Source organism: Mesorhizobium sp. WSM4821, assembly GCF_055901555.1.
Window position 1 is genome coordinate 5,277,624 of the sequence record NZ_CM148371.1, and the last position, 23,843, is coordinate 5,301,466.

Below are 23,843 nucleotides of genomic sequence, written 5' to 3' on the forward strand. Positions count from 1 at the left end.
CCAAAAAATGCCACGTCGCCGGAATTGCCTCGCCTACGCACTGGCCGCAATCGCCGCAGCAATTTCCAGCATGGCCGCAACGCTTCCGGCTGAGGCCGGGACCGGACAAACTGTCAGCTCGATCTCCGTTGTCGGCACAAGGTTCGAGGTGACGACGGCGGACGGCCGCATTGTCGCCCAAAACGGCCTCGTCGGCGCCGTTCTGACGATTGGTGACGGACAGGACCGGATACCGCTGCGCATCGACGCGGTCGAGACCGATCCGAGGAATCCGGATGGCGGGATCATATTCTACGCCATGTCGAGCCGAGACGCAGCAACCGGCGCATGGCGCAATATCTGCGAACCCGACATCGAGGGCCGGCGCATGGGCTTTCCGCTTGCCGGCACCTGGACGCAGGATGGCCGCCATTTGCGGTCCGAGACGGCGTTCAGCATCACTTGCACCGGCGGCGCGCAGGCGAAATGCGCGCGGTTCGGATATCGGCCCTGGGAAAGCGCGCCGGACGGCACGCCGCTGTGGGATCATCATCAGGCCTGCACCCGCATGATCCGCGCCGATTATTGCGGCGATGGCGTCGGCCATACCCGCAACGGAACGCCGATCGTCGTCTACGACCGGAAGGGCATTCAGCAGGACGAGGCTGCGGCTGACATGTCGTTCGAAGCGGCGTGGGGACCGGCCGGCGCGCTTTGCGTCAGCCACACCAGAATACCCGACGTGCTCACGATGGAGGGACTGGCAGGGATCTGCCCGGGCGTGCGGCAGCAACCGCGGACAGCGGCGTGCGAAAGCCATGCCGGGGCGCTGATCCTGAACCGTTCGATTGACCCGCGAACGGTTAAATCCGTCGCCGAATAGTCAGGCCACGGAAGGCTTGCCCGCGTCGAGCTTGGCTCTCCCCTCCAACGCCTTCTCGATCTCCCGCTTCAGCTCGTCCTTGATCGCGGCCGTCTCGGTCATCAGGGCGTCGATCTTCATGAAATCGAGCACGCGGTATTTCGACACCGCCGGCCTGACCAGTATGTCCGGCTGGCATTGCCTCAGCTTGGCGGCGATGATCGACTGCATCATCAACTGCGTGGCGCCGAACATCAGGTCGACGGAGGTCGGGTATTTGCGCCGGGCCTCGGTCGGCACGCCGACCACGTCGACGGCTATGATGATGTCGGCGTCGTGCTCGATCAGATCGAACGGCACCGGATTGTAGATACCGCCGTCGATCAGCAGCCTGCCGTCGCGCATCACCGGGCGGAACACGGCGGGAATAGCCGCTGAAGCCGCAAGCGCCGAATGCAGGTCGCCATCGTGGAACACGGCGAGCTTGTGGCCGAAGTAATCCGTCGCCGTCACCTTCAGCGGTATTTTCAGCCCGGCGAAGGTCTCGGGAATGGTGTCGGGCAAGAACGCCTTGAGGATGCGCTCGACGTTGAACTGGGTGATACGCAGCCCGCCCTGCATCATCTCCGCGAAGGTGCCCGGTCGCGCCCGCCACATGCGCGCCGCAACCTCGGCGCGGCGGCCGAGGATCGAGCGCATATAGTCGTGAATATCCTTGCCGGTCATGCCCGAGGCCATGCCGGCGCCCATGATGGCGCCGATCGACGAGCCTGATATGGCGACGGGCCTGATGCCAAGCTCGTCAAGCGTCTCGATGACATGGATATGCGCCAGGCCGCGCGCGCCGCCGCCGCCGAAGGCGATGCCGAAGCTCGGGCTCATTGCTCACTGGCCTCGCCCTGCTTCGGCCCGACGACCATGATGGCCGGTTCGGGTGAGAGCAGTCTCTTCGCCGCCGCTTTGACCTGATCCAGCGTCACGCCGTTGATGAGGGCGCCGCGCCGCTGCACATAGTCGATGCCAAGCTTGTCGAGTTGCAGCTCGACAAGCGTCGCAGCGATGGCGCCGGAGGAATTCAGATTGTTGATGGCATAGGCGCCGATCATGTATTTCTTGGCCGCCGCCAGTTCCGCCTCGGTCGGCCCCTCCTCAGCCATGCGCCTCACCACCTCGCGCACGACAGCCAGCGTCTCGGCCGCACGGTCCGAGCGGGTCGCCGTGGTGATGGCGAGCGCGTTGGCGTGCCGGTGGTCGACGAGGTCGGAACTGATGTTATAGGCCAGGCCGCGCTTTTCACGCACCTCGTCGAACAGCCGCGAGGAAAAGGCGCCGCCGCCGAGGATCTCATTCATCAGAACCGCGGCGAAGAAATCCGGCGCACTCCGCTTCACGCCGGGATAGGCCAGTCGCAACGAGGTCTGCGGCTGGTCGTAATTGACCTCGAGCTGCTGGTTGAGTTTCGGATCGGCATCGGCGACCGCGCCGAGCGCCTGGTGTTCCGGCAGGTCGCCGAAAACCGCGTCGAGCTTTTTCTTCAACGTCTCGGCATCGATGGCGCCGACCACCGCCACATGCAGACCGTCGCGGGCGAAGTTCGCCCGGTGGAAGGCGATGAGATCGTCCCGTGCCATCATGGCGATGCTTTGCCTGGTGCCCTCGTCGGGCCGCGCATAGGGGTGGGTGCCGTATAATGCTTCCCGCCATTTGCGCTGGGCGACCGTGTCGGGGTCACGCTCGTTGGCGATGATGCCGGACAGCACCTGGGCGCGGATGCGGTCGATCGGCGCCTGGTCGAAACGCGGCTCGGTGACCGCCAGCCGCAACAGATCGAAAGCGCCGTCCCGCTGCTCGGCCAACATGCGCATCGAGCCATAGGTGCCGTCACGCGCCGCATCTAAGCCCATCTCGGCGCCGACATCGTCCAGCTTTATCTGGAAGGCCTCGCTGTCGAGATCGCCGGCGCCCTCGTCGAACAGGCCGCTCATCAGATTGGCAAGCCCTTCCTTCCCAGCGGGATCCTGCGTCGCGCCGCCGTCGAAGACGAAGCGGATGGCGACGATGGGCACGGAATAATCCTCCACCAGCCAGGCGGTGATGCCCTTCGACGACGTCACCTCCTGGATGTTCATGGCCCCGCGAGCGGCGAGTGATGGCAGGATGAGGAAGAGGAGCGAGAGGAGCAAGGTGGCCAAAGGGGCGGCTATGCGCGACCTTCCCTTCTCCCCTTGTGGGAGAAGGTGGCGAAGCCAAGCTCGGTCGGATGCGGGGTGTTCCAGCTTGGCACCGATGGTGCTCCGGCCAGCACCCCTCAACCGTCTTGCCGCTACGCGCCAATCCACCTTCTCCCACAAGGGGAGAAGGAAGAACGCGCCGCTGTGCTGGTTCGTCATCACATCAATTCCCTGCCTGTGTCTGCGGCAAGAGATAGCCGGTCGTCGAATGGTCGAGATTGAGATAGCGTGCGGCAACCGCCTTGATGTCGTCGGCGGTGACCTTGCGGATGCGGCTTGGCCATTCCTCGACATCACTGACGCTGCCGCCGGTGGCAAGCGTTGCGCCGTAGATGTTGGCCATCGAATCCTGCTTGTCGCGGGCGAAGATCATCGACCGAACGAAACGATCCTTGGCTTTCTCCAGCTCGCTCGATGTAACGCCATCCCTGGCGACGCGGGCGACCTCGACCTCGACAGCCGCCTGAACATCGGCCAGCTTGGCGTCGCCGCGCGGCGCGCCATAGACGGTGAAGTGGCTGGCATCGAGCATGGTGCCCTGGAAGAAGGCGCCGGCCTCGGCGGCAATGCCTTGCTTGACGACAAGCTGCTGGTAGAGCCGGCTGCGGTTGCCGCCGCCGAGGATCTCCGCCAAAAGGTCCAGCGCTTCCGCTTCACCCGGCTTTGCGGTGCGATAGGACGGAACCACCCATTGCGTCGAAAAGTTCGGCACGCTGACGCGCGTATCGGACAGCGTCACCGTGCGCCTGGTGTTCTGCTCCGGTTCGACCGGACGGATGCGCGGCGGCAGGTCTGGACCGCGCGCGACCTTGCCATAGGTCTTTTCGGCCAGCGCCTTGACCATCTCCGGCTCGACATCGCCGGCCACTACCAGCACGGCGTTGTTGGGCGTGTAGTATTTGTCGTAGAAGGCCTTGGCGTCGGTGCGGTTCAGCTTCTCCATCTCCTGCATCCAGCCGATCACCGGAATGCGGTAGGGCTGGTTCTGCCAGAGCGTGGCGTCCACCTCCTCGCCAAGCACCGCCTGCGGATTGTTGTCGACGCGCGAACGGCGTTCCTCGAGAATCACGTCGCGCTCGGTGGCGATGACGTCGCCGCTGAGGATGAGGTTGCGCATGCGATCGGCCTCGAAATCCATCATCTGCCCAAGCGCCTGCGGCACCACCGTCTCGTAGAAGGCGGTGTAGTCATGGGAGGTGAAGGCATTGTTGGAGCCGCCGATGGCCGAGACGGCGCGGTCGAACGCGCCGGCCGCATGGTTGGTCGTCGCCTTGAACATCAGATGTTCGAAGAAATGGGCGATGCCGGACTTGCCCGGCGGCTCATCCGCGCTGCCGATCTTGTACCACACCATATGGGTGACGATCGGCGCGCGGTGATCGGGGATGACGACGACCTCCATACCGTTGTCGAGCATGAAATTTGTCGCCTTGCCGTCGGCCGGCTTGTTGCCGGCCAGAACCGGGGCGCTCATCACGAGAGCCAGCGCCAAGAGCGTTCCGCGCAGCCATTCAGCCTGAAATGTCATCAATGGCTCCGGTTGTCATGGGGGTGGGACGATAGGCGGGGATATTGATACAGGCAAAGTGATTTGTTCGTCATTTTCGCGCGCAAAGGAGGCCGAACTCAGGCGGCTTCGATGAAGCGGATGACGGTCTCGCCATAGTTGCGCTCGTCGACAACCGAAAAACCCGGCCCTGCCTCGAAGGCTGCCACCGCCGCCTCCTCGACGATGCAGAGCGCGCCGGGGGCGAGCCAGCCGCCGGCCCTGGCCGAGCGCAAGGCGCGCTCGCCGAGGCCTTTGCCATAGGGCGGATCGGCAAAGACCAGGCCAAAAGCCGAAAGCGTGCCGGCCTCGCCCAGCGCCGTGGCGTCACGGCGGAATATTTTCGTACGTCCCGTCAGCCCGAAGGCCTCGACATTGGTGCGGATCAGGCCGCGTCCCTCGGCCGATTCCTCGATGAAGACGCCATAGGCGGCGCCACGCGACAGCGCCTCGAGGCCGAGCGCGCCGGTGCCGGCGAACAGGTCGAGCACGCGCGTGCCGTCCAGCCTGTCGGGGAAGCGATGCGCCAGCACGTTGAAGACAGCCTCGCGGGTGCGGTCGGTGGTCGGGCGGATGGCGCTTGAGCGGGGCGTCGCCAGCGGACGCCCGCGAAACTCACCGCCGACGATCCGCATGGCTTCCCCTTGATCCGCCAGGGCCGCTGCGCTTGCCGCCGCCATCACTCTTGCCGGAGTTTGGCCGTTCACCACGTGGCTTGCCGAACGGCTTTGCGCCTCCGGGTTTTCCACTGGCGGGTTTTCCACCGGCGGGCTTGCCATAAGACGGCTTGAACGAGGCCTTGCGTGCCTTGGTTTCGGCCGCCTTGGCGGCGTCGGCATCCGCCCTGCCCTTGCCGATCGGCCGCGCGCCCGGCGCCATCCAGACATTGGCCTTGCGCTGGCCCGGCGGCTCGATCGGCCGCTGCTCGCGTTCGGACTTTTTCCCGCCGCCCGGTTTGCCGCCAAATCCGCCCGGCCCGCTACGTTCGTATTTGGGGCCGCGCTCGCCGAAGCTCCTTTCCGGGCCAGAGCTTCTGCCGGGACTTGTCGACAGCTTGCCCAGCGCCTCGTCGCGGCTGCCTTCGCGGCGTTTGCGGTTCTTGATCAGTCCACCTTCGCCGATCGGTCGGCGTTCCCCGTCGCGGGTGAATTTCGGCCGGTCCGGCTCCGCTTCCCGCTCACGCCGCACGGGCCTGTTGGAGAACGGCTTGGTGATCTCGGCGTCGAAATTGGCGCCGGACTCCTCGACCAGGCGCTCGCCGAGCTGGTCGCGCAGCACGCGACCCTTGATCTCCAGCACATGGCCTTCGGGCAGGTCATCGAGCTGGAACGGCCCGTAGGAAATACGGATCAGCCGCGTCACGTCGAGGCCGAGCGAGCCCAGTATGTTCCTGACTTCGCGGTTCTTGCCCTCGCGCAGGCCGAGCGTCAGCCAGGCATTGGTGCCCTGCTCGCGATCGAGCGTCGCCTCGATGGCGCCGTAGAAGACACCGTCGACGGCGATGCCTTCGCGCAAGCCGGCAAGCGCACTTTCCTCGACCTTGCCGTGGACGCGCACGCGGTAGCGCCTGAGCCAGCCGGTGGACGGCAACTCGAGCACGCGCGACAGCCCGCCATCATTGGTGAGCAGCAGCAGGCCTTCGGTGTTGATGTCGAGCCGGCCGATGGTCATCAGCCGCGGCAGGTCGGCCGGCAGCACGTCGAACACGGTCTTACGGCCCTCGGGATCACGGTTGGTAGTGACCACGCCGGCCGGCTTGTGGAACAGGAACAGCCGGGTCCGCTCGATCGGCGGGATCTCCATGCCGTCGAGATGGATGATGTCGCCGGGCATCACGTTGAAGGCGGGAGAGGACAGGACCCTTCCATTGACCTTGACGCGGCCGGCCGCGATCAGCTCCTCGGCATCGCGGCGCGAGGCAAGGCCGGCGCGGGCCAACCGCTTGGCGATGCGCTCGCCTGCCTCTTCCGTCACTTCCGCGGGACGCGGACGCGGTTTGAAGCCGCCGCCCGATGCCCCTTGAGGCCGATCACCAAAATCGCGCTTGGGGCGGTCGCCGAAGTCGCGCTGGGGGCGGTCGAAACGCCGTTCGCCGCCCTCCGCCGGCGCCGGCCGGTCGCCGCGCGGCGCGTATGGCTTGCGCGGCCCCTCGCGCTTTTCATAGGGCTTGCCTTCAGGGCGCGGTCCCTTGCTGAACGGCCGATCGCCGCTTTTGAAGTCGCGCTTCGGCCGCTCGCCGTCAGCAGCCATTGGTCGGTCGCCGCGCGGCGCGTATGGTTTTTTCGCGCCGAAGGACGGCTTACCGCCCTTGCCGGCAGCGGTATCGCGACCACGCGGGTCCGACGGTTTCGGGCCATTCCTGCCCGGACCCTTTTGGCGCGGGAATTTCTTGTCTTTGTCGTCCATGTGGCCTTTGCTCGTTTGCACCGCTACAGCGCCGCGCATCCTATGGGACGCGCAAAGGACGCTGTAGCACATTGATTTTGGCGCATGATCCTTTCCGAAACCGATTCCGGTTTTCGGGGTCATGCGCTAGATAACAGGATCACGCCTGGGTGGCGAGGAGATAATAGGAATGGAAACCGCTTGAAGCGGCCGGATTTCATGGCGCTGGCATTGAAAGAGGCCGAAGCCGCCGCCTTGCGTGGCGAAGTGCCGGTCGGCGCGGTCATCGCCAGCGGCGATACGGTCGTTGCCAGCGCCGGAAACCGCACCCGCGAGCTCGCCGACCCCACCGCACACGCCGAGATGCTGGCGATCCGAGAGGCCTGCCGCAAGCTGTCGAGCGAGCGGCTCACCGGCCACGATCTCTATGTTACGCTGGAGCCCTGCGCCATGTGCGCCGGCGCCATCTCCTTCGCCAGGTTGCGCCGGCTCTATTTCGGCGCCGCCGACGAGAAGGGCGGTGCCGTGGTCAATGGCGTGCGCTTTTTCGCCTCACCGACCTGCCACCATGTGCCAGACATCTATCCAGGCATGGCCGAAAGCGACGCATCGCTGCTTCTTAAGGATTTTTTCAGGGAACGACGCGAACCGTAGCGTCGGCAACTTACCTTGGCGTCGGCAGCTTACCAGGGCAGCCAGTCGAACATGCCGCCGCTCTTGCTCTTGGCAGCCGCTTCCTTCTTGAGGCGGCGTTCTTTCTTGTATTCGTCCTCGCCGAGGTCGTCCACCGGCGCGGTGGCGGCAGCGGCGCGGTATTGCACCGGCGGCTCGCTCAGATATTTGCGGGTGTTCGGGTCACCCTGCTTGCCTTCGGCGAGGCGGCGCTTGACCTCGGCTGCGCGGCCCTTGTCCGAATCCGCCGGAGTCCAGGCCGGCGGATGACTGGATCCCGACTGCGCCAACGCGGCCTTGATCGCCGTTGGATCCGTCTGGACGTCATCGACGATCTGCGCCTGGTAGGACGGATCGTCCTGGTGGAGCGTGGCGTCGGCGCGCAGGCGAGCGCGGCGTTGCTCAGGCGATTCCGGCCAATCGGCGCTTGCCGTCGCGATGCTGTCCTGCGGCGGCGGCAGCACGCCCTTCTGTCCCGGCGCCGGCTTCACCAGTTCGGGACGCGGCTTGTAGTCGATCCTTTCCTTGTTCTTCGGCACAACCGAAAAAGCGCTGGTGAGATCGCCGGCAAGCTGGGCGGCGGCGGGCTTGTCGGTTCCGTAGGTAGGCGAGCCCATGCAGCCGGACAGCGCCAGGCCGGATACGACAAGCGGCGCCAGCAGAGCAACGCGCACGCAAGTTCTTTCGGTCATGCCAAAAAGTCCCACTCTAGACAGCCTCTCGATCGCCACCGGCCAAAGGTCCGGTCCCCATCGCCTATGCTCTTCCGACGGAAATCCGGCGACAATTTGTCGTCCGGAGTTTTGGCGTGTTTACCTCAACCACTCGTTAAGGGCAACGAGCGGAGGCCGATCAGCCGCCCGCCGTGGCATTTGTGCACCGATATAGTCTTGTGCATGTCGTAATCCCAAAACCGCTGCACGCTTTTGGGCGACATGCATTAAAGCCGGCCAAGCGCCTTCAACTCATGCAGGACCGTCGCGTCCCGCGCCGAAACGTCGGGAAAGTCCTTGTCCTGCCCGACATCGGACGTGTAGCGCCATGACCGCGCGCATTTGACCAGGCCCCGGTCCTCGGCCTTTTCGACCATCACGGCAACGCCCTTGACGTCGTCCAGCGTGAAGGCGCCGGAAGGCACGCTGCCATGCGCAACGACCAGATCGCTGGTGATCGCCATCTCGGCCATGTCGACATCTGATATCGCCGCTTCGAGCGCCGCATCGTCGAGCGTGACGACCGGCACCGCTTCCAGCGACGAGCCGATGACCTTCTGGGCGCGCGCGATCTCCAGCGCGCCGGTGACGACACGGCGGACCTGCCTCACCTTGCGCCATTTTTCCGCCAGCGCCTCGTTCTTCCAGTCGGCCGGGATGTGCGGAAACTGGTCGAGATGCACCGAGACGGCGTCTGGGTGACGGTCGAGCCAGGCTTCCTCCATGGTGAAGGGCAGCATCGGCGCCAGCCATTTCACCAGGCACTCGAACAGATGGCGCACCACCTGGACGGAAGCCTTTCGCTTCACGTTCGACGGCGCGTCGCAGTAGAGCGCGTCCTTGCGGACGTCGAAATAGAAGGCCGACAATTCGACCACCATGAAGTCGAGCAACGTGCGGGTGACGCGCTTGAACTCGAAGGCGTCGTAGCCCGCGCGCACGACTTCATCGAGCTCGCACATCCGATGCAGCATCAGCCGCTCCAGCTCCGGCATCTTGTCCAGCGGCACGTCCTCGCCCTCGTCATGGGCGAGCGTGCCCAGCATCCAGCGGATGGTGTTGCGCAGCTTGCGGTAGGCATCGATATTGGTCTGCAGCACGTTCTTGCCGAGCCGCTGGTCTTCCCAATAATCGGTCGTCACTACCCACAGCCGCAGGATATCGGCGCCCGACTGCTTGATGACGTCCTGCGGCACCACGGTGTTGCCGAGCGACTTCGACATTTTCCGCCCCTCCTCGTCCATGGTGAAACCATGGGTGACGACGGTCTCGTAAGGCGCCCTGCCCCTGGTGCCGCAGCTTTCGAGCAGCGAGGAATGGAACCAGCCGCGATGCTGGTCGGAGCCTTCGAGATAGAGATCGGCCGGCCATTTCAGGTCCGGACGGTCCTCCAGGGTGAAGACATGCGACGAGCCCGAATCGAACCAGACGTCGAGGATGTCCATCACCTGCTGCCATTTCGAGGCATCGTGATTGCCAAGGAAACGCTCCTTGGCGCCGACCGCGAACCAGGCGTCGGCGCCTTCCTTCTCGAAGGCGTCCATGATGCGCTGGTTGACCGCCTCGTCGCGCAGAACATTGCCGTCGGCATCGGCGAAGACGGCGATGGGCACGCCCCAGGCGCGCTGGCGCGACAGCACCCAGTCGGGGCGCTCCTCGATCATGGCGCGGATGCGGTTCTGGCCGGCCGCTGGCACGAAACGGGTGTCGTCGATCGCCTTCAAGGCACGGCTGCGCAGCGTCGTGCCGTCGCCGAGATCCTTGTCCATGTAGACGAACCATTGCGGCGTGTTGCGGAAGATGATCGGCTTCTTCGACCGCCACGAATGCGGATAGGAGTGCTTCAGCCGGCCGCGGGCGAACAGCGCGTCGCGCTTGATCAACTCGTCGATGACCGCCTGGTTGGCGTTGCCCTTCTTGCCGTTGTCGTCGATGACGCGCGCAGCACCGCCCTCGCGGTCCGGGCCAAAGCCCGGCGCATCCTTGGTGAAGAAGCCGGCATCGTCGACGGTGAAGGGAATAGCGGCATCGATGCCGCGCTGGCGCAGTTCGGGCGCGGCATCCATCCAGGCGTCGAAGTCGTCGCGGCCATGGCCCGGCGCGGTGTGAACGAAGCCGGTGCCGGCCTCGTCGGTGACGTGGTCGCCGGCCAGCATCGGCACATCAAACTCGTAGCCGCCATTCAAGCCTTTGAAGGGATGAGAAAGCGTAAAGTTTCCAAGCTCTTCGGCGCTGACGCTGCGAAGACGATTCAAGGTGACCTTGGCTTTGACAGCAGACTCTTCCGCCAGCGCCTCGGCAAAGATCAGCTTTTCACCGGGCTGCGGGCCGAATGCGTTCTCGGCCGTCGTGACCTCGTAGAGGCCGTAATCGATACGCGGCGAAAAGTTGACGGCACGGTTGCCGGGGATGGTCCATGGCGTGGTCGTCCAGATGACGACATGGGCCTCCAGCAAGTCCAGTGACGTCTCGTTAAGCTTCGGATTTAGCTTTGCGAGTTGCCCATCCACGACATTAGTGACTTGCCAGGCAAGACTGACGACCGGGAACTTCACCCAGATGGTGTCGCTCTCATAATCCTGGTACTCGACCTCGGCCTCGGCCAGCGCGGTGCGCTCGACCACGCTCCACATCACCGGCTTGGAGCCGCGATAGAGCTGGTTCGACATGGCGAATTTCAACAGTTCGCCGGCGATGCGCGCCTCGGCATGGAAGGCCATCGTCGTATAGGGGTTGTCGAAGTCGCCGACGACACCGAGCCGCTGGAACTCACCACCCTGTACCTTGATCCAGTGCGCGGCGAACTCGCGGCATTCCTTGCGGAACTCGTTGACCGGCACTTCGTCCTTGTTCTTGCCCTTGGCGCGGTACTGCTCCTCGATCTTCCATTCGATCGGCAGGCCATGGCAGTCCCAGCCGGGCACGTAGTTCGAGTCGTAGCCGCGCATCTGGAACGAGCGGGTGATGACGTCCTTGAGGATCTTGTTCAGCGCATGTCCGATATGGATGTTGCCGTTGGCGTAGGGCGGGCCGTCATGCAGCACGTATTTTTCGCGGCCGGCGGCGTCTTCGCGCAGCTTGGCGTAGAGGTCCATGTCCTGCCAGCGCTTGACCAGCAGCGGCTCCTTCTCGGGCAGGCCGGCGCGCATCGGGAAATCCGTCCGCGGCAGGTAAAGCGTCTTGGAATAGTCGATCGTTTCAGCGGTGTCGGTCATTGGGGTATCGGTCATTGGTCTGCCATATGCATTGCCCGGCGGCAAAAGAGCCCGGGCGTTGAATTATCATGATCTGGAAAAAGCGCGAGAGGCGCGCGCCAAGATTCCCGGCGGCTCCGGCGGCGCTCAAGCCGCCCGGAGCACCGGGCCTGTAATTCGTATCGTCAGCGCGGGAAAGCGCGAAAAGCTCATCATGACCGGGCTTTTAAACGAGGCCGGCGATATTGAAAAGCCCGAACTGGCGGGCGCCCTGCTTGCACCATCGGCCAATTGCGCCTATATCCTTGGGCAAATGGCAGCGGGGTAAACATGTCCAGCTTGCACATCAAGGTTCAGCCGAACCCAAATCCAAAGGCCGAGCGTGTCGGCGCCGCAATCCCGGACACCGCAACGGAACGGTTTCTCGTTCATGTCACCAGGGTCGAGGGACTTCGCCAGCGTGGCTTCAGCAATGACGAAATCTACAAGATCGTCGGCCCGCGACGGACATTGGCGCGCCGCAGGGAGCGAAACGAGACGCTGACGATCGCCGAGTCCGACCGTGTCATGCGGCTTGAACGGATTTCGGCGATGGCGGATCGGGTTTTCGGCAATCACGAAAAAGCGCAGCGTTGGCTACGCAAGCGCAGCAGGGTGCTCAACGAGACGCCAATCAACCTGCTGCAGTCGGAGACGGGTGCAGTCCTGGTGGAGGAAGAGCTCCATCGTATCGACCACGGCATCTTCGCCTGACTTATGCGGCCTGACTGATGCGGCTTTGGCGCATTTCCGGCTACGCCGATCTTTTAGGCGTTGGCGGCTTGGTCAGTTCCGGCCGTTGGCACGTCATGGGAATACCTATCGTCTACTGCGCCGATCATCCAGCCACCGCGCTTCTCGAGATCCTGGTGCATGTCGACGCGGAAGACATGCCTCAGACCTATCAGCTCCTGGAGGTCGACGTGCCGGACGACATTGCTGTCGCGTCTGCCGAATTGCCTGGTGACTGGAAGGATGACTTGGCCACAACGCAGCGGCTCGGGACGGACTTTGCCGCTGCAGCCATCCACTCCGTCATGCAAGTCCCTTGTGCAATTGTCCCGTTCGCAAGGAACTATATCCTCAATCCGGATTTGCTAGGTCGCGACGGCATCCAGATCGTGAGCGTCACGACGCACCCGGTCGATACGCGGTTGCTGGGATAACTCACATCGAGAAATCAAACCGATAGGTCGTCGAGACGCCGATCGTGAACTGGTTGCGGTCGCCGCGCTCCTTGACCAGGCTGGAATCAGCGGCCGGGCCCATCAGGCGCGAATATTCGCCGAACAGGCTGGCCGTCATCGGCTCGGTCACTTTCCAGGTCACCGCGCCGCCAATGCCCGCCGACCTCACGCCGCCGCCCGGATGGTACTCGCTGAGGCCTGAAGCCACGGCTTCCTCGGCATTGACGCCGTAATAGGCGTCGAAATAATCCGATGAGGCGAACGAGACGCGCGGCCCGCCCGAAATCCTGACGGTGGGCGTCACATCGTAGAATGCGTCGGCGGCGATATCGGCGACGAAGCCGTTATGGGCGCGAATGCCGTGCCGCAACTCGGCGCGGGCGCGCAACCAGTCAAGAGGATAGAATTCGAAGAAGCCGCCGGCCTCGCCGCCCCAGCGCACCGGGTCGAGGCCTTTCAGCTCGTCGGCGTCGCCGCCATCGCGCGAAAACAGGAATTTTCCCGTCAGGCCGGCGCGGAGGCCGCCGTCGTCGATCAGCGCCAGCGAGATGTTGTCGTTGCGCGAGGTGAAGCGGGCCGCGGGACCGGCCTTGCCGAGCGAGATGATCGGCGAGGCGCTGAGCAGGTAGTTTTTGCTGCCCTCGAAATCCGGCGCTACCATGCCGGTGGCGCCAACCGTCAGATACCAGTCGCCGGACAGCCAGCCCAAGGCGCCCTCGCCGGCTTCGGCGGCACCGGGCGCACCCAGCATGAAGGCGGCCAAGACCACCGGAAGCACCCTGACAGAACGCATTGTCACTCCGTACACACGAACACCGGCAGAACAACCGGCCCGCCAAAAGCCATGGCGCCCGTTCAGTAAAATTTGATTTAAATTCGATACGGCGCGTTCGCTTTTGTGGTGCGTGTCCAGTGCAAGTTGGTCGCTGGACGGGCAAGGCCTTCGGCGCTAACTTCCGAATTCGCGACCCTTGATGGAGACGGCGACAATGTCCCTGCGCGGCGATGCCTTGAAAGATGCGATCGGTCAGACGCAGGCGAAATGGGGATGGTTCGTCGGGCTCGGCGTGCTGCTGCTGATCCTCGGCGGCATCGCCTTCGGCAATCTGTTTATCGCCACGGTCGCCTCCGTCTATGTCGTCGGCTGGCTGATGCTGATGGCCGGCGTCATCGAGATCCTGCATGCCTTTGGAGTGAAGGCATGGAGCCGCTTCTTCTACTGGCTGCTCAGCGGGCTTCTCTATGCCGTCGCCGGGTTCTTCGCCTTCTACAATCCGTTGCTGGCCTCGGCGGTGCTGACCCTGTTGCTGGCGGTCGCCCTCGTCGCTTCCGGCGTACTCCGGGCATGGGTCGGTTACCAGCACAGACCGCAAAAAGGCTGGGGCTGGATCGTCGCGGCGGGCGTCATCAGCGCGCTGGCGGGCCTGGTCATCGCCATGGGCTGGCCAGTCAACAGCCTTTGGGTGCTGGGGCTGTTCCTCGCCATCGACCTGATCTTCCAGGGCTGGGCGTTCATTGCCGTCGGCCTGGCATTGAAGAAGTAGATTCAGTTAGATTCAGAAGGCGATGGCGGCGTCGAGCTCGGAAAGCGGACTGACGCCGGCAAGCAGCGCCCTCGCCTCGGCTTCGTCGTGTTTCATCTGCGCGACCAGCGCGTCGAGCCCGTCGAACTTCACCTCGGCACGCAGGAAACCGAAGAACGACACCGCGCATATCTCGCCGTAGAGATCGCCGGAAAAGTCGAAGACGAAGGTTTCCAGAAGCGGCGCGCCATCGTCGTCGACGGTCGGGCGGCGGCCGAAGCTGGCAACGCCGTCATGAAGCGTGCCGTCGGCGCGGCGGAAGCGGACGGCATAAATCCCTTCCTTCAGAGTGGCTTCCGGCGAAAGCCTCATATTGGCGGTTGGAAAGCCGAGTGTGCGGCCAAGCTGCTGGCCGCCGATCACCTCGCTTTCGACCGTGAAGCGGTAGCCGAGCAGGCCGGCGGCCTCGGCCACCGCGCCCTCGCACAGCAGTGCACGGATCCGGCTCGACGACACCACTTCGGCGCCCTCGTCGCGAAAGGCGTCGACCAGCGTGACGCCGAAGCCGTGGCGTTCGCCCGCCGCCATCAGATAGGCCGGGCCGCCTTGCCTGTTCTTGCCGAAGTGGAAGTCGAAGCCGGTCACGGCGTGGATGATGCCGAGATTCCTGTCCAGCACGTCGGTCACGAAGGCTTCCGCCGACAGCGAGGCGAAGGCGCGCGTGAACGGCTGTTCGACGAGTGCGGCAAAGCCCAGATACGACAGCAGCCGCGCCTTCATCGGCGGCGGCGTCAGCACGAACAGCGGCATATCGGGCCGGAACACCTTTCTCGGATGCGGCTCGAAGGTCAGCACCAGGGCGGGCACGCCGCGCCGGCGCGCCTCGGCAAGCGCGCGATCGAGCACGGTCTGATGACCGCGGTGAACGCCGTCGAAATTACCGATCGCCACCACCCCGCCACGCAAATGGGCAGGCAGCGGCGAGACTGCAGAAGCGCGTTCGAAGGTTTCCGTCATTTCAAGGCTTCCGTCATGGCGCGACCCCTACTGCAGTGTCGGAATGACGGCGACCGGCCGGTAGCCGTGCTTGTCCAGGAAGGCCGTCAGCCTGACCGGATCCGGACCCAGAGCGTCGCCATAGTCACGGGCGTGGATGCCGCCGGACACATAGAGCACGTCGAAGCCGTTGTCGGCGGCACCCTTGATGTCGGTCATCATGCCGTCGCCGATGGCCAGCACGTCCGAGCGCTCGACGGGGTGGCCGAGCAGGTCGGCGACCTCCTTCATCGCGAGGTCATAGACCGGCGCGTAAGGCTTTCCGGCGATCAGCGTGCGCCCGCCGAGCTGGGCGTAGTCGCGAGCCAAGGCGCCCGCGCACCAGATCATCCGCTCGCCGCGCTCGACCACGATGTCGGGATTGGCGCAGATGAAAGGCAGGTTCCTGGCGCGCAACCGGCGCAGAAGATCGGTGTAGTCTTCCGGCGTCTCAACCTCGTCATCGAACAGCCCGGTGCAGACCACGCCGGATGCCTCGAACTCCTCGACCAGATCGACGTCAAGGCCGTCATAGAGCGTGAAATCGCGATCGGGGCCAATGTGGAAGATTTTTCGCGCACCTTCGGCGATCAGGTCTCGGGTCACGTCGCCGGAGGTGACGACGCGGTCGTAGGCCGCCGGGGGAACGCCGATCGCATTCATCTGCGCCACCACATCGGCGCTTCGGCGCGGCGAGTTGGTGATCAGCACGACAGGTATCTTAGCCTCGCGCGATGTTGCCAGCGCCAGGGCCGCGGCCGGAAAATGCCGTTCGCCATTGTGGACTACGCCCCAGACATCGCACAGGATGGCCGAATAGGCTCCCGACAGATCCGCGAGCGAACCGATGACATCGGGCGAATCCGCCATACCGTTTTCCCAAATCAGATCATGATGATTGCGAGCGCCGCCGCCGACGGTTCGCCGCGGCAGGTCCGCATTAGCGGAAGCTCTTCACGCTGTCACCAGCTTTCGCGATGTTCAGGATTTCCACTCGCGATGAAGGCAACACCGAAAGGCATAAAATTCCTTATTTTCCAGATATTTAGCTTATCCCGAAGGACCTGCTTCGGCCCAATCGCAGCCAGCGTTGCCGTGATCGGCGGCGTGGTTAACGAGTTTTGAAAAAATGCGCCGGCCTTGGATGTATTTTAGCAATATGACATTTAATGATTGCTGGCATCGTCCCGCCATTGGGGTTCTGGCGGGATACTGAAGGCAATGATCCGAAAATTCGGTCGCGATCGGCGTGGCAACTACACGCTGATGACGGTCATCACCATGGTGCCGCTCATGGGCGGGTTGGCGCTCAGCGTCGATTACGCTGAACTGCTCCGCCAGAAGCAGACTACCCTGAACGCCCTGGATGCCGCCGGCATCGCTACCGCCCGGCAGATCGTTGCCGGCGCAAGCGAAGCCGACGTCAAGGCCTATGCCAAGGATTTCTTCGAAGCCAATCTCGGCCGCGTCGACCCGGCGAACACGTCGCTTACCGTCACCCTGCCCAACAACAATGCGGGCGGCGGCACGCTGAAGCTGTGCAGCGACTTGACGTACCACCCCTATTTTCTGCCGGCCGCCGCCATGCTGATGGGCGGGACCACCAGCGATACAAGCTTCACGGCGTGCTCCGAAATCCGCCTCAAGAACACTCTGGAAGTCGCCCTTGCACTCGATAATTCCGGCTCGATGAACAATCTGGGCTCGGGCACCGGCCAGAAGCGGATAGATCTGCTGAAGGCAGCCGCCAAGCAGCTTGTCGATACGCTGGCACTCCAGGCCCAGCAGATGAAACAGGTCAGCAAACCGGTGCAGTTCTCTCTGGTGCCGTTCGCCGCGTCGGTCAATGTCGGCCCCACGCATGACCAGGACAGCTGGATGGATCAGGACGGCACCTCCCCGATCCAGCATGAGAATTTCGATTGGGCGACGATGACCTCGGCCAACGACCCGAACAGATATGCCGAGAAGCTCAACGGCGTCTGGTACAAGCGCGGGAGCGGCTGGGGAGACACCGAGGACCAGCCGCTGACCCGCTTCAGCCTATACGCCGACATGACGGTCGAGTCCGGCCGCGAAGAGGTGCCCAACACCAAGCAATATATTTGCGACGAATACAGAAGAAACGGTACGTGTCGTTACGGCCACTGGACCACCCCGGAATATATCTACACCACCAGCCGCTATGCGAGCTGGCAGGGTTGCGTTGAGGCGAGGCCATACCCGTACAATAACGACGACACGACGCCGGACACCGCCACGCCGGCCACGCTGTTCGTGCCGATGTTCGCACCGGACGAGGCCGGCACCCTCTGGCTTGACTTCAACCGCGACGGCGTCAACGACGTCGACAGCACGTCGTATAATTACGGCAACAACTGGTGGGCCGACTGGCCATACACCGCAAATCCGACCGCTTCCACGCGGCAGTCGGACATGCGCAAATATTTCCTGGTCAAGCCTTACGGCTCGAAGTCGGCGGGCTCGGGCGACGGTCCGAATGCATCCTGCACGACCAACCCGATCACGCCGCTCAAGGACGTGAGCCAGGATGCGCAAAAACAGGAAATCAAGAGCGCCATCGACGCGATGGCGCCGAACGGCAACACCAACGTGCCGGAAGGCCTTGCCTGGGGCTGGCGCACGGTGTCGAGCAACGAACCGTTCACAGATGGCCGGCCGAACACCGAAAGGGGCAACGACAAGGTGGTCATCGTGTTGACCGACGGCGCCAATACCTACAGCGCCGTCAGCGACAGCAGCTATGCCAACAACAGGTCGACCTACGCCGCCTACGGTTACACCGGCCTGATATATCCAGGCTCGGGCAGCGTGACGCGCCTGTTCATGAACACGAGCACCGACATCGGCAAAACCACCTACACCAGCACCAATTACACGGCTGCGCTGGACGAGCAGATGCAGACCCTTTGCGCCAACGCCAAGAATTCGAACGTTCTCGTCATGACCGTCGCGCTCGACCTGTCGACCAGCGATGCCGGCGACAAGAAAGCGCTCGACGCGCTGAAAGCCTGTTCCTCGGACTCGCGCTTTCGCAAGGATCCCACCGAACCGACCAAACCGGCCAAGCTGTTCTGGAACGCGACCGGAGCGACGCTGTCGGACAATTTCAAGGAAATCGCCGACGAATTGTCGAACCTGCGCATCGTCGGCTGAGCGGAGCGCCATCGACAGCGGCGTTGGCGCAAAGGCTCCTGCCCTCATGCTCTTGCGGTCGATGAAAGCATGTGGTGAGTGTCCCCACCGCCATCCGGAGACGCCTCGATGCCCGAAGCCGCCAACCATCTCGCCTTCGCGCTGGTCTGCCTCGGCATGGTGCTGACGCCTGGCCCGAACATGATCTATCTGATCTCGCGGTCGCTGTCACAAGGACCGAAGGCCGGCCTGATCTCGCTTGGCGGAGTGGCGCTCGGCTTTCTGTTCTACGTTTTGTCGGCGGCATTCGGCATCACCGCGCTGCTGCTTGCCGTGCCCTACGCCTATGACGTGCTGCGCGTCGCCGGCGCGCTCTACCTCTTATGGCTTGCCTGGCAGGCAGTGAGGCCCGGCGGACGCTCGCCGTTCCAGGTGCGGGAACTGCCGAAGGATAGGCCGCGCAAGCTGTTCGTCATGGGCCTGATGACCAATCTGCTCAACCCGAAGGTGGCGGTGCTCTACCTGTCGCTGCTGCCGCAGTTCATCAGCCCCGGCAAGGGCGACGTGCTGTCCCAGCTTCTGGTGCTCGGCACCACGCAGATCGCGATCAGCCTCACCGTCAACGCGATCATCGCGGTGACGGCCGGCTCGATCGCCGTCTTCCTCGCCGGCCGGCCGCTGTGGCTGGTGATACAGCGCTGGATGATGGGCACGGTGCTGACCGCACTGGCGCTGAAGATGGCAACGGACGCGCAGCGCTGACGCTGCGCTCTCCTACATCGGCCGCCGGTCCTGCTGAGCCCGCTCCGGCTCGACCACCCGGCGGTAGAGATGCCACGTCGCATGGCCAAGCACGGGCATCACGACGGCGAGACCGGCAAACAACGGGATCGAGCCGATGACCAGCAGCACGGCGACCATCAGACCCCATAGCGCCATCTGCAGCGGGTTCGTCATCACCGCCCGCGCCGAGGTCTCGATTGCCGAGACAGCGCCGACATCGCGGTCGAGCAGCAGCGGAAAGGCGACGACCGTCGTTGCCAGCACGATCACGGCGAAGACGAAGCCGGCGGCGTTGCCGAGCAGGATCAGCGTCCAACCTCTGGTCGTCGTCAGCACCTCGCGCACAAAGCCGACGATCGAATCCGGCGGCTGATTGCCGAACAGGCTGGTGTAGATCGATTGCGCGGTGAACAGCCACAGCAGGAACAGTGCCAGCAGCATGATGCCGATGACCGCAATCGCCGGCAGCGCCGGCGAGTGGCGCACGTCGAGCGCGTGCCGCCAGGAGCTGTCCATGCCAAGTTCGCGGCGGCGGCTGATCTCGTAGAGGCCGATCGCGGCAAAAGGCCCGATCAGCGCGAAGCCGGACATCAGCGGATAGATGAGCTGGATGGCGTTGGAGCCGGAGCTCCATCGCGTCAGGATCAGGCCGACGACCGGATAGATCAGGCACAGGAAAACGTAGTGCGAGGGCTTTGCCCAGAAATCCTCGTAGCCGAGCCGCAACGCATCCATCAGGTCCGCGGTCGTGATGCGGCGCACCGTGGGCTGCACGTGCATTCCACGCGCGTCCGACATGACATGAAAGCTGGCCATAACCTTCCTCCCGTGTGTCGGGGACGGTCACCGCCAGGATGGCCGCCCATAGCTGCCACTTCAAGATCAGGCGGGATCATAACCGATTTGCCGGCGATTGTCGCCACCGCGCGGCGCCAGGTAGATTGGCGCCGCGCGGATGGCGTGAGTTAGGCGCCAAAGCGTTCGATCACCTCGGCCAGCGGGACATGGCCAAGGCAGGCGCCAGAGCCGGCGGGCTTTTCGCCATCCTCGATGGCCTGCGCGTAGTGCACGACCGGATCGCTTTCGATCCGGCGGCGCAACGCCGCCAGCCTGGGATAGGCTGCCGCGTCGACCGCCTTGTGGAACTCCGCCCAGCGCGCCACGCCGATCAGCGTGGTATCCGCCAGCGTCAGGCGATCGCCGACTAAAAAGTCCGTGTCGGTGATCATCGCCTCAAGCCGGTCATGGCGTTCTCTAACGGCCTTGCGGCCAAAGTCGCGCAAGGTCGCCAGCAGGGCCGGTTCGCCCGATTCCATTTCATATGCGACCCAGAGCGGGGTGAAGGCGGCGGTGAAGCCGGTGTTCACGAAAGCCATCAGCTGACGCATCCGGTCGGCTTCCGGCGAGCGAGGGTCGAAGCTGATACGACGTTGCGTGTCGCGGGCTTCGAGCCACGCGGCAATCGCCATGGTCTCGGTGAGCACCCTGCCCTCGTCGGTGACCAACACCGGCGTTTCCTGACGGCCGTTGATGCTGGCATAGGCGTCGTTCTTCATCTCGGTGAGCATGTCGACGCGACACAGGCGGTAGGGCTGTCCGAGCCGTTCAAAGGCAGCGACGAGTCCCATCGAACTTCCCAGCGGGAAGCCATAAAGGAGGATAGGTTCCATTTTCTTGTCTCTTCCATGTTAAGGGGATCACGCTGCGCAGCGAAGCTTGACCCTAAACGCTGGTCGCCCCATGTAAATTACGCACTATTCTGTAACCACGGTCCGCCCATGAAAGACGTCGTCTCAAGCTGCCCGATCGAAGAGGCGATGCGTGTGCTCAGCGGCCGCTGGCCCACCTTGCTGCTCTACTATCTCAAGGACGGGACCAAGCGATTCAGCGATTTGAGGCGTGACAACCCGACCGTGTCGCACCGCATCCTGGCGCTGGAGCTGCGCAAGCTGGAGGAAGCCGGAATCGCGCGGCGAACGGCGCATGCCGGCTATCCGCTGCGCGTGGAGTACGACCTCACAGCGCCCGGCCTCAAGCTCGTGCCGCTCATCGACGCCCTGGGCGACTGGTGGGAAGATACCGGGGACGACCGGGCCGGCCGGGTTTTATCGACGCCGGAAACTCGGCTCGTAGCGGCGGAATAGCCAGTGGTGAAAATCTGAGACCTTGTACCCGAGGCCGGACAACCGCTTTGGTGCTGTCCAAGCCGAATATCGGAATGCGCGGGCAGCGCCAGAAGCCGTCACGCCGCTTCCCCAGGCCCTCCCATTTCGACAAGCCTAAATGCATGTCGCGCAAAGTGTGCAGCGGTTTTGCGATAACGACATGCATAAAAACAAGAACCAAGAGCGCGTCGCTTGAATCCGCTCAAACGCGACGCGCCTCTAGTCGACGGGAAAGCGGATCGATCGTCATTGTCTGCTCTCCGGCGCGTAATGGAGGATGACAACACCTGATTTGAGCGTCCTCGTCTCCAGATGCTTCAAGGGTATCCGGTTCGGGCCGCCCTTGAAGAGCGGCGTGCCTCTCCCGAGAATGACGGGGTTGATCCCGAGGTGATACTCGTCGATCAGGCCGTGCTCCATCAGGGTCGCCGTGAGGTCGGCGCTGCCGAACACGAAGATGTCTCCGCCGTCCCTGGTCTTCAACTTGGAGACTTCTTCCGCGACATTGCCGTTGAAGAGCTTCGTGTTGTTCCAGTCGGCGTTTTTCAGCGTGCGCGAGAAGACCACCTTTTCGATCTTGTTCATGAAGTCCGCGATCCAGCCTTGCTCGGACGGCCAATAGGCTGCCATGAGTTCGTAGGTCACGCGGCCGAAGATCAGCGTGTCGGCCTTTTCCTGGGTCCCGCGAATGTAGTTCTCGAGTTCTTCTTCGAAGACGAACCAGTTGATATCTCTGTCCGGACCTTCGAAGAAGCCGTCGACGGTCACCATGTCCCATATGATCAGCTTTCTCAAAGAACCCTCCTCTTCGTGTATCCCTTTGTGAATTCTGGGCCTGTCCCGCGAAGCGGAAGCGCATGTCGGTGATCTGCCCCGCTTCCGAGACTGCGGTCTTCTCCAATCTGACCGGCTCCATGCCCTTCTGGCGGAAGAGGCGGATGCCGTCGCCGATGAGGACGGGCGCGCCATGCATGACGGGAAGTCGCAGCATTTCAGCGGGATGCGACGAAGCGTTCCAGTTTGCCCAGAGTTTGCAGTCCCAGTTCCACGGCACCGAAGCCCTTCGCCTGCTGGAACTCGGCAGCCGTGCTGAATACCATGCCCAGCGTTACCTTCGTTGCCCCGTTCTGATCCTCGAACGAGGCCCAGGCGTCGGCATGTTTCGGCCCGTTCTCGCCCCAAAGCAGCGTATAGCCGATCCTCTCCTCGGGCCGGACCTCGATATAAAGATGGTGGTTCGGGAAGACCGTGCCATCAGGCGCGATCATGTCGAATAGCCATTCGCCGCCCGTGCGCAGATCGATCCTTTTGGTGCGACAGGAGAACCCTTCCGGCCCCCACCATTGTGGCAGCGTTTCAGAGTTCATCCAGGCGCCCCACACAATGGATCGCGGCGCCTGAATCACCCGCTGCAGCACCATGGTTCGCTCAGCCGCGCCCGCGAGGTTGTCCAGACCGGCGCCGAAGCCTTCCCGGTAGCCTGCCTCCATGTCCTCCGCCAGCGAGGCAAGCTGCACCGTCACGACCAGCCGGCTGCACTCGTCCGCACCTTCGAAATCGGCTGTCACCAGCGCAGCAGATTGCGTCACGCCTTCGGACGAGATCACCTCGTAGTTCACGCTGCACACCGCTGGCTGCAGCGCAAGCCAGCCATTCTCGCAGCGGATGTCAGGCTGGCCTTCTACCTTGCAGAGCGAGATCTCGCGGCCACCGACCCTGATGTCGGATTCCAGGATTTCCACGGTGACCGAGGGCGATGGCGCAGCCCAGATCGCCCGCGCGGCCGGGGCCGTCCATGCCTCCCACAGCACGGCCAATGGCGCGGCCACGTCCCGTTCGAAGGTGAGCGTCGCAAAGCGGCCCTTCCTATCATCAGGCACCGCACGAGTCGCACTGTTTGCAGCGAGGTTCGATGTCATTCTGCGCGTTCCTTCATCACATTCATCACAAATGCGTCCAACCGGCCGAGCCGAGCGTCCCAGAGCGCCCGCTGTTCATCGAGCCATGTCCGCACCGGGTCCAGAGCCTCGGGTACGATGGCGCAGGTGCGTATTCGCCCGTCCTTGGACGTGGCGATCAACCCTGCCCCCTCAAGCACGGAAAGGTGCCTCATCACCGTGGGCAGCCGTAGTCCCGTGGGCCCAGCCAGATCCGTTACCCGCGCAGGTGTTTCGGCGAGCCGGGTCAGGATCGACCGGCGGGTCGGATCGGCGAGCGCATGGAAGAGCAGCGAGAGATCAGGATCATGCTTAGCCATGTCGCTAACTATCGCCCAAATTGCCGGTGGCGCAAGCGAAAACTTCGTCAAGTCGCTAAGTTTTTTCCGCCCAGACGCGCCGAGTTCGTAGAGCAGGCGGCCTAGTCCGAGTCCGT

24 protein-coding genes are annotated in these 23,843 nt (G+C 63.7%); 9 read left to right on the forward strand and 15 right to left on the reverse strand.

All coding sequences use genetic code 11. From position 1 onward, the window contains the following. Positions 1–7 precede the first annotated feature (7 nt). Positions 8–862 (forward strand): ADYC domain-containing protein, encoded by an 855-nt coding sequence (locus AC0NID_RS25720; protein WP_473458904.1) that lies wholly within the window; start codon positions 8–10, stop codon positions 860–862. On the opposite strand, the gene AC0NID_RS25725 is transcribed toward AC0NID_RS25720, so the two are convergent. The 5 genes from AC0NID_RS25725 to AC0NID_RS25745 form a co-directional block, all read right to left on the reverse strand. Further along, positions 863–1,723 carry a patatin-like phospholipase family protein gene (locus AC0NID_RS25725; protein WP_473458902.1) on the reverse strand — a complete coding sequence of 287 codons (861 nt, stop codon included), beginning with the start codon at positions 1,721–1,723 and terminating at the stop codon, positions 863–865. Next, positions 1,720–2,970 (reverse strand): M16 family metallopeptidase, encoded by a 1,251-nt coding sequence (locus AC0NID_RS25730; RefSeq protein WP_473458900.1) that lies wholly within the window; start codon positions 2,968–2,970, stop codon positions 1,720–1,722. The genes AC0NID_RS25725 and AC0NID_RS25730 overlap by 4 nt, the downstream gene beginning before the upstream one ends. Positions 2,971–3,235: 265 nt before the next feature. Continuing rightward, on the reverse strand, positions 3,236–4,600 hold the full coding sequence (locus tag AC0NID_RS25735; RefSeq protein WP_473458898.1) for a M16 family metallopeptidase: 1,365 nt from the start codon (positions 4,598–4,600) through the stop codon (positions 3,236–3,238). Between the two features lie 98 nt (positions 4,601–4,698). After that, positions 4,699–5,253 carry a 16S rRNA (guanine(966)-N(2))-methyltransferase RsmD gene (gene rsmD, locus AC0NID_RS25740; protein WP_473458896.1) on the reverse strand — a complete coding sequence of 185 codons (555 nt, stop codon included), beginning with the start codon at positions 5,251–5,253 and terminating at the stop codon, positions 4,699–4,701. Continuing rightward, a complete protein-coding gene (locus AC0NID_RS25745) occupies positions 5,234–7,024 on the reverse strand; it encodes a pseudouridine synthase (RefSeq protein WP_473458894.1) in 1,791 nt (596 codons plus the stop codon). Before AC0NID_RS25745 ends, rsmD begins: the two co-directional genes overlap by 20 nt. A 180-nt stretch (positions 7,025–7,204) precedes the next feature. Here AC0NID_RS25745 and AC0NID_RS25750 point away from each other — a divergent pair, with 180 nt between their 5' ends. After that, positions 7,205–7,657, forward strand: coding sequence for a nucleoside deaminase (locus AC0NID_RS25750; RefSeq protein ID WP_473458892.1), 453 nt, complete (start codon positions 7,205–7,207; stop codon positions 7,655–7,657). Positions 7,658–7,686: 29 nt separating this feature from the next. Here AC0NID_RS25750 and AC0NID_RS25755 read toward each other — a convergent pair whose 3' ends face one another. Continuing rightward, positions 7,687–8,367 (reverse strand): hypothetical protein, encoded by a 681-nt coding sequence (locus AC0NID_RS25755; protein WP_473458890.1) that lies wholly within the window; start codon positions 8,365–8,367, stop codon positions 7,687–7,689. Between the two features lie 248 nt (positions 8,368–8,615). Continuing rightward, the gene (gene ileS, locus AC0NID_RS25760) at positions 8,616–11,603 is read right to left on the reverse strand and encodes an isoleucine--tRNA ligase (protein WP_473458888.1); all 2,988 of its coding nucleotides are present in this window, start codon (positions 11,601–11,603) and stop codon (positions 8,616–8,618) included. On the opposite strand from ileS, the gene AC0NID_RS25765 reads away from it, so the two are divergent. Genes AC0NID_RS25765 through AC0NID_RS25775 form a run of 3 tightly spaced genes read left to right on the forward strand, consistent with a single transcriptional unit; the run spans position 11,593 to position 12,787 of the window. Further along, positions 11,593–11,910, forward strand: coding sequence for a hypothetical protein (locus AC0NID_RS25765; protein WP_473458886.1), 318 nt, complete (start codon positions 11,593–11,595; stop codon positions 11,908–11,910). The genes ileS and AC0NID_RS25765 overlap by 11 nt on opposite strands. Positions 11,911–11,912: 2 nt before the next feature. Next, the gene (parS, locus tag AC0NID_RS25770) at positions 11,913–12,335 is read left to right on the forward strand and encodes a type II RES/Xre toxin-antitoxin system antitoxin (RefSeq protein ID WP_473458884.1); all 423 of its coding nucleotides are present in this window, start codon (positions 11,913–11,915) and stop codon (positions 12,333–12,335) included. 17 nt (positions 12,336–12,352) lie between these two features. Next, positions 12,353–12,787 (forward strand): RES family NAD+ phosphorylase, encoded by a 435-nt coding sequence (locus AC0NID_RS25775; protein WP_473458882.1) that lies wholly within the window; start codon positions 12,353–12,355, stop codon positions 12,785–12,787. A gap of 1 nt (position 12,788) precedes the next feature. Here the strand turns inward: AC0NID_RS25775 and AC0NID_RS25780 are convergent, their stop codons facing one another. After that, complete coding sequence (locus AC0NID_RS25780; protein WP_473458880.1) at positions 12,789–13,601, reverse strand: MipA/OmpV family protein; 813 nt, start codon at positions 13,599–13,601, stop codon at positions 12,789–12,791. A 196-nt stretch (positions 13,602–13,797) separates the two neighbouring features. Between AC0NID_RS25780 and AC0NID_RS25785 the strand changes: the two genes are divergently transcribed. Continuing rightward, a complete protein-coding gene (locus AC0NID_RS25785; protein ID WP_473458878.1) occupies positions 13,798–14,352 on the forward strand; it encodes an HdeD family acid-resistance protein in 555 nt (184 codons plus the stop codon). Positions 14,353–14,364: 12 nt separating this feature from the next. On the opposite strand, the gene AC0NID_RS25790 is transcribed toward AC0NID_RS25785, so the two are convergent. Beyond that, a complete protein-coding gene (locus AC0NID_RS25790; protein ID WP_473458876.1) occupies positions 14,365–15,348 on the reverse strand; it encodes a bifunctional riboflavin kinase/FAD synthetase in 984 nt (327 codons plus the stop codon). Between the two features lie 27 nt (positions 15,349–15,375). Then, positions 15,376–16,236: a TIGR01459 family HAD-type hydrolase gene (locus AC0NID_RS25795; RefSeq protein WP_473458873.1), complete on the reverse strand. Its 861-nt coding sequence runs from the start codon at positions 16,234–16,236 to the stop codon at positions 15,376–15,378. Between the two features lie 351 nt (positions 16,237–16,587). Here AC0NID_RS25795 and AC0NID_RS25800 point away from each other — a divergent pair, with 351 nt between their 5' ends. Continuing rightward, positions 16,588–18,543, forward strand: a complete 1,956-nt coding sequence (locus AC0NID_RS25800; protein ID WP_473458871.1) for a TadE/TadG family type IV pilus assembly protein — start codon at positions 16,588–16,590, stop codon at positions 18,541–18,543. 108 nt (positions 18,544–18,651) lie between these two features. Beyond that, positions 18,652–19,284 carry a LysE family translocator gene (locus tag AC0NID_RS25805; protein WP_473458869.1) on the forward strand — a complete coding sequence of 211 codons (633 nt, stop codon included), beginning with the start codon at positions 18,652–18,654 and terminating at the stop codon, positions 19,282–19,284. 12 nt (positions 19,285–19,296) lie between these two features. Here the strand turns inward: AC0NID_RS25805 and AC0NID_RS25810 are convergent, their stop codons facing one another. Further along, entirely contained in the window at positions 19,297–20,121 is an 825-nt protein-coding gene (locus AC0NID_RS25810; protein WP_473458867.1) for a DUF2189 domain-containing protein, read from the reverse strand. A 149-nt stretch (positions 20,122–20,270) separates the two neighbouring features. Further along, positions 20,271–20,975 carry a glutathione S-transferase family protein gene (locus AC0NID_RS25815; protein ID WP_473458865.1) on the reverse strand — a complete coding sequence of 235 codons (705 nt, stop codon included), beginning with the start codon at positions 20,973–20,975 and terminating at the stop codon, positions 20,271–20,273. Between the two features lie 108 nt (positions 20,976–21,083). Between AC0NID_RS25815 and AC0NID_RS25820 the strand changes: the two genes are divergently transcribed. After that, positions 21,084–21,449 carry a winged helix-turn-helix transcriptional regulator gene (locus AC0NID_RS25820; protein WP_473458863.1) on the forward strand — a complete coding sequence of 122 codons (366 nt, stop codon included), beginning with the start codon at positions 21,084–21,086 and terminating at the stop codon, positions 21,447–21,449. Positions 21,450–21,716: 267 nt separating this feature from the next. Here the strand turns inward: AC0NID_RS25820 and AC0NID_RS25825 are convergent, their stop codons facing one another. The 3 genes from AC0NID_RS25825 to AC0NID_RS25835 all read right to left on the reverse strand — a co-directional run bounded on the left by AC0NID_RS25825 (position 21,717) and on the right by AC0NID_RS25835 (position 23,727). Next, positions 21,717–22,265, reverse strand: coding sequence for a dihydrofolate reductase family protein (locus tag AC0NID_RS25825; RefSeq protein ID WP_473458861.1), 549 nt, complete (start codon positions 22,263–22,265; stop codon positions 21,717–21,719). Between the two features lie 197 nt (positions 22,266–22,462). Next, entirely contained in the window at positions 22,463–23,389 is a 927-nt protein-coding gene (locus tag AC0NID_RS25830; RefSeq protein ID WP_473458859.1) for an SRPBCC family protein, read from the reverse strand. Further along, positions 23,386–23,727 carry an ArsR/SmtB family transcription factor gene (locus AC0NID_RS25835; protein WP_473458857.1) on the reverse strand — a complete coding sequence of 114 codons (342 nt, stop codon included), beginning with the start codon at positions 23,725–23,727 and terminating at the stop codon, positions 23,386–23,388. The genes AC0NID_RS25830 and AC0NID_RS25835 overlap by 4 nt, the downstream gene beginning before the upstream one ends. Positions 23,728–23,843 lie beyond the last annotated feature (116 nt).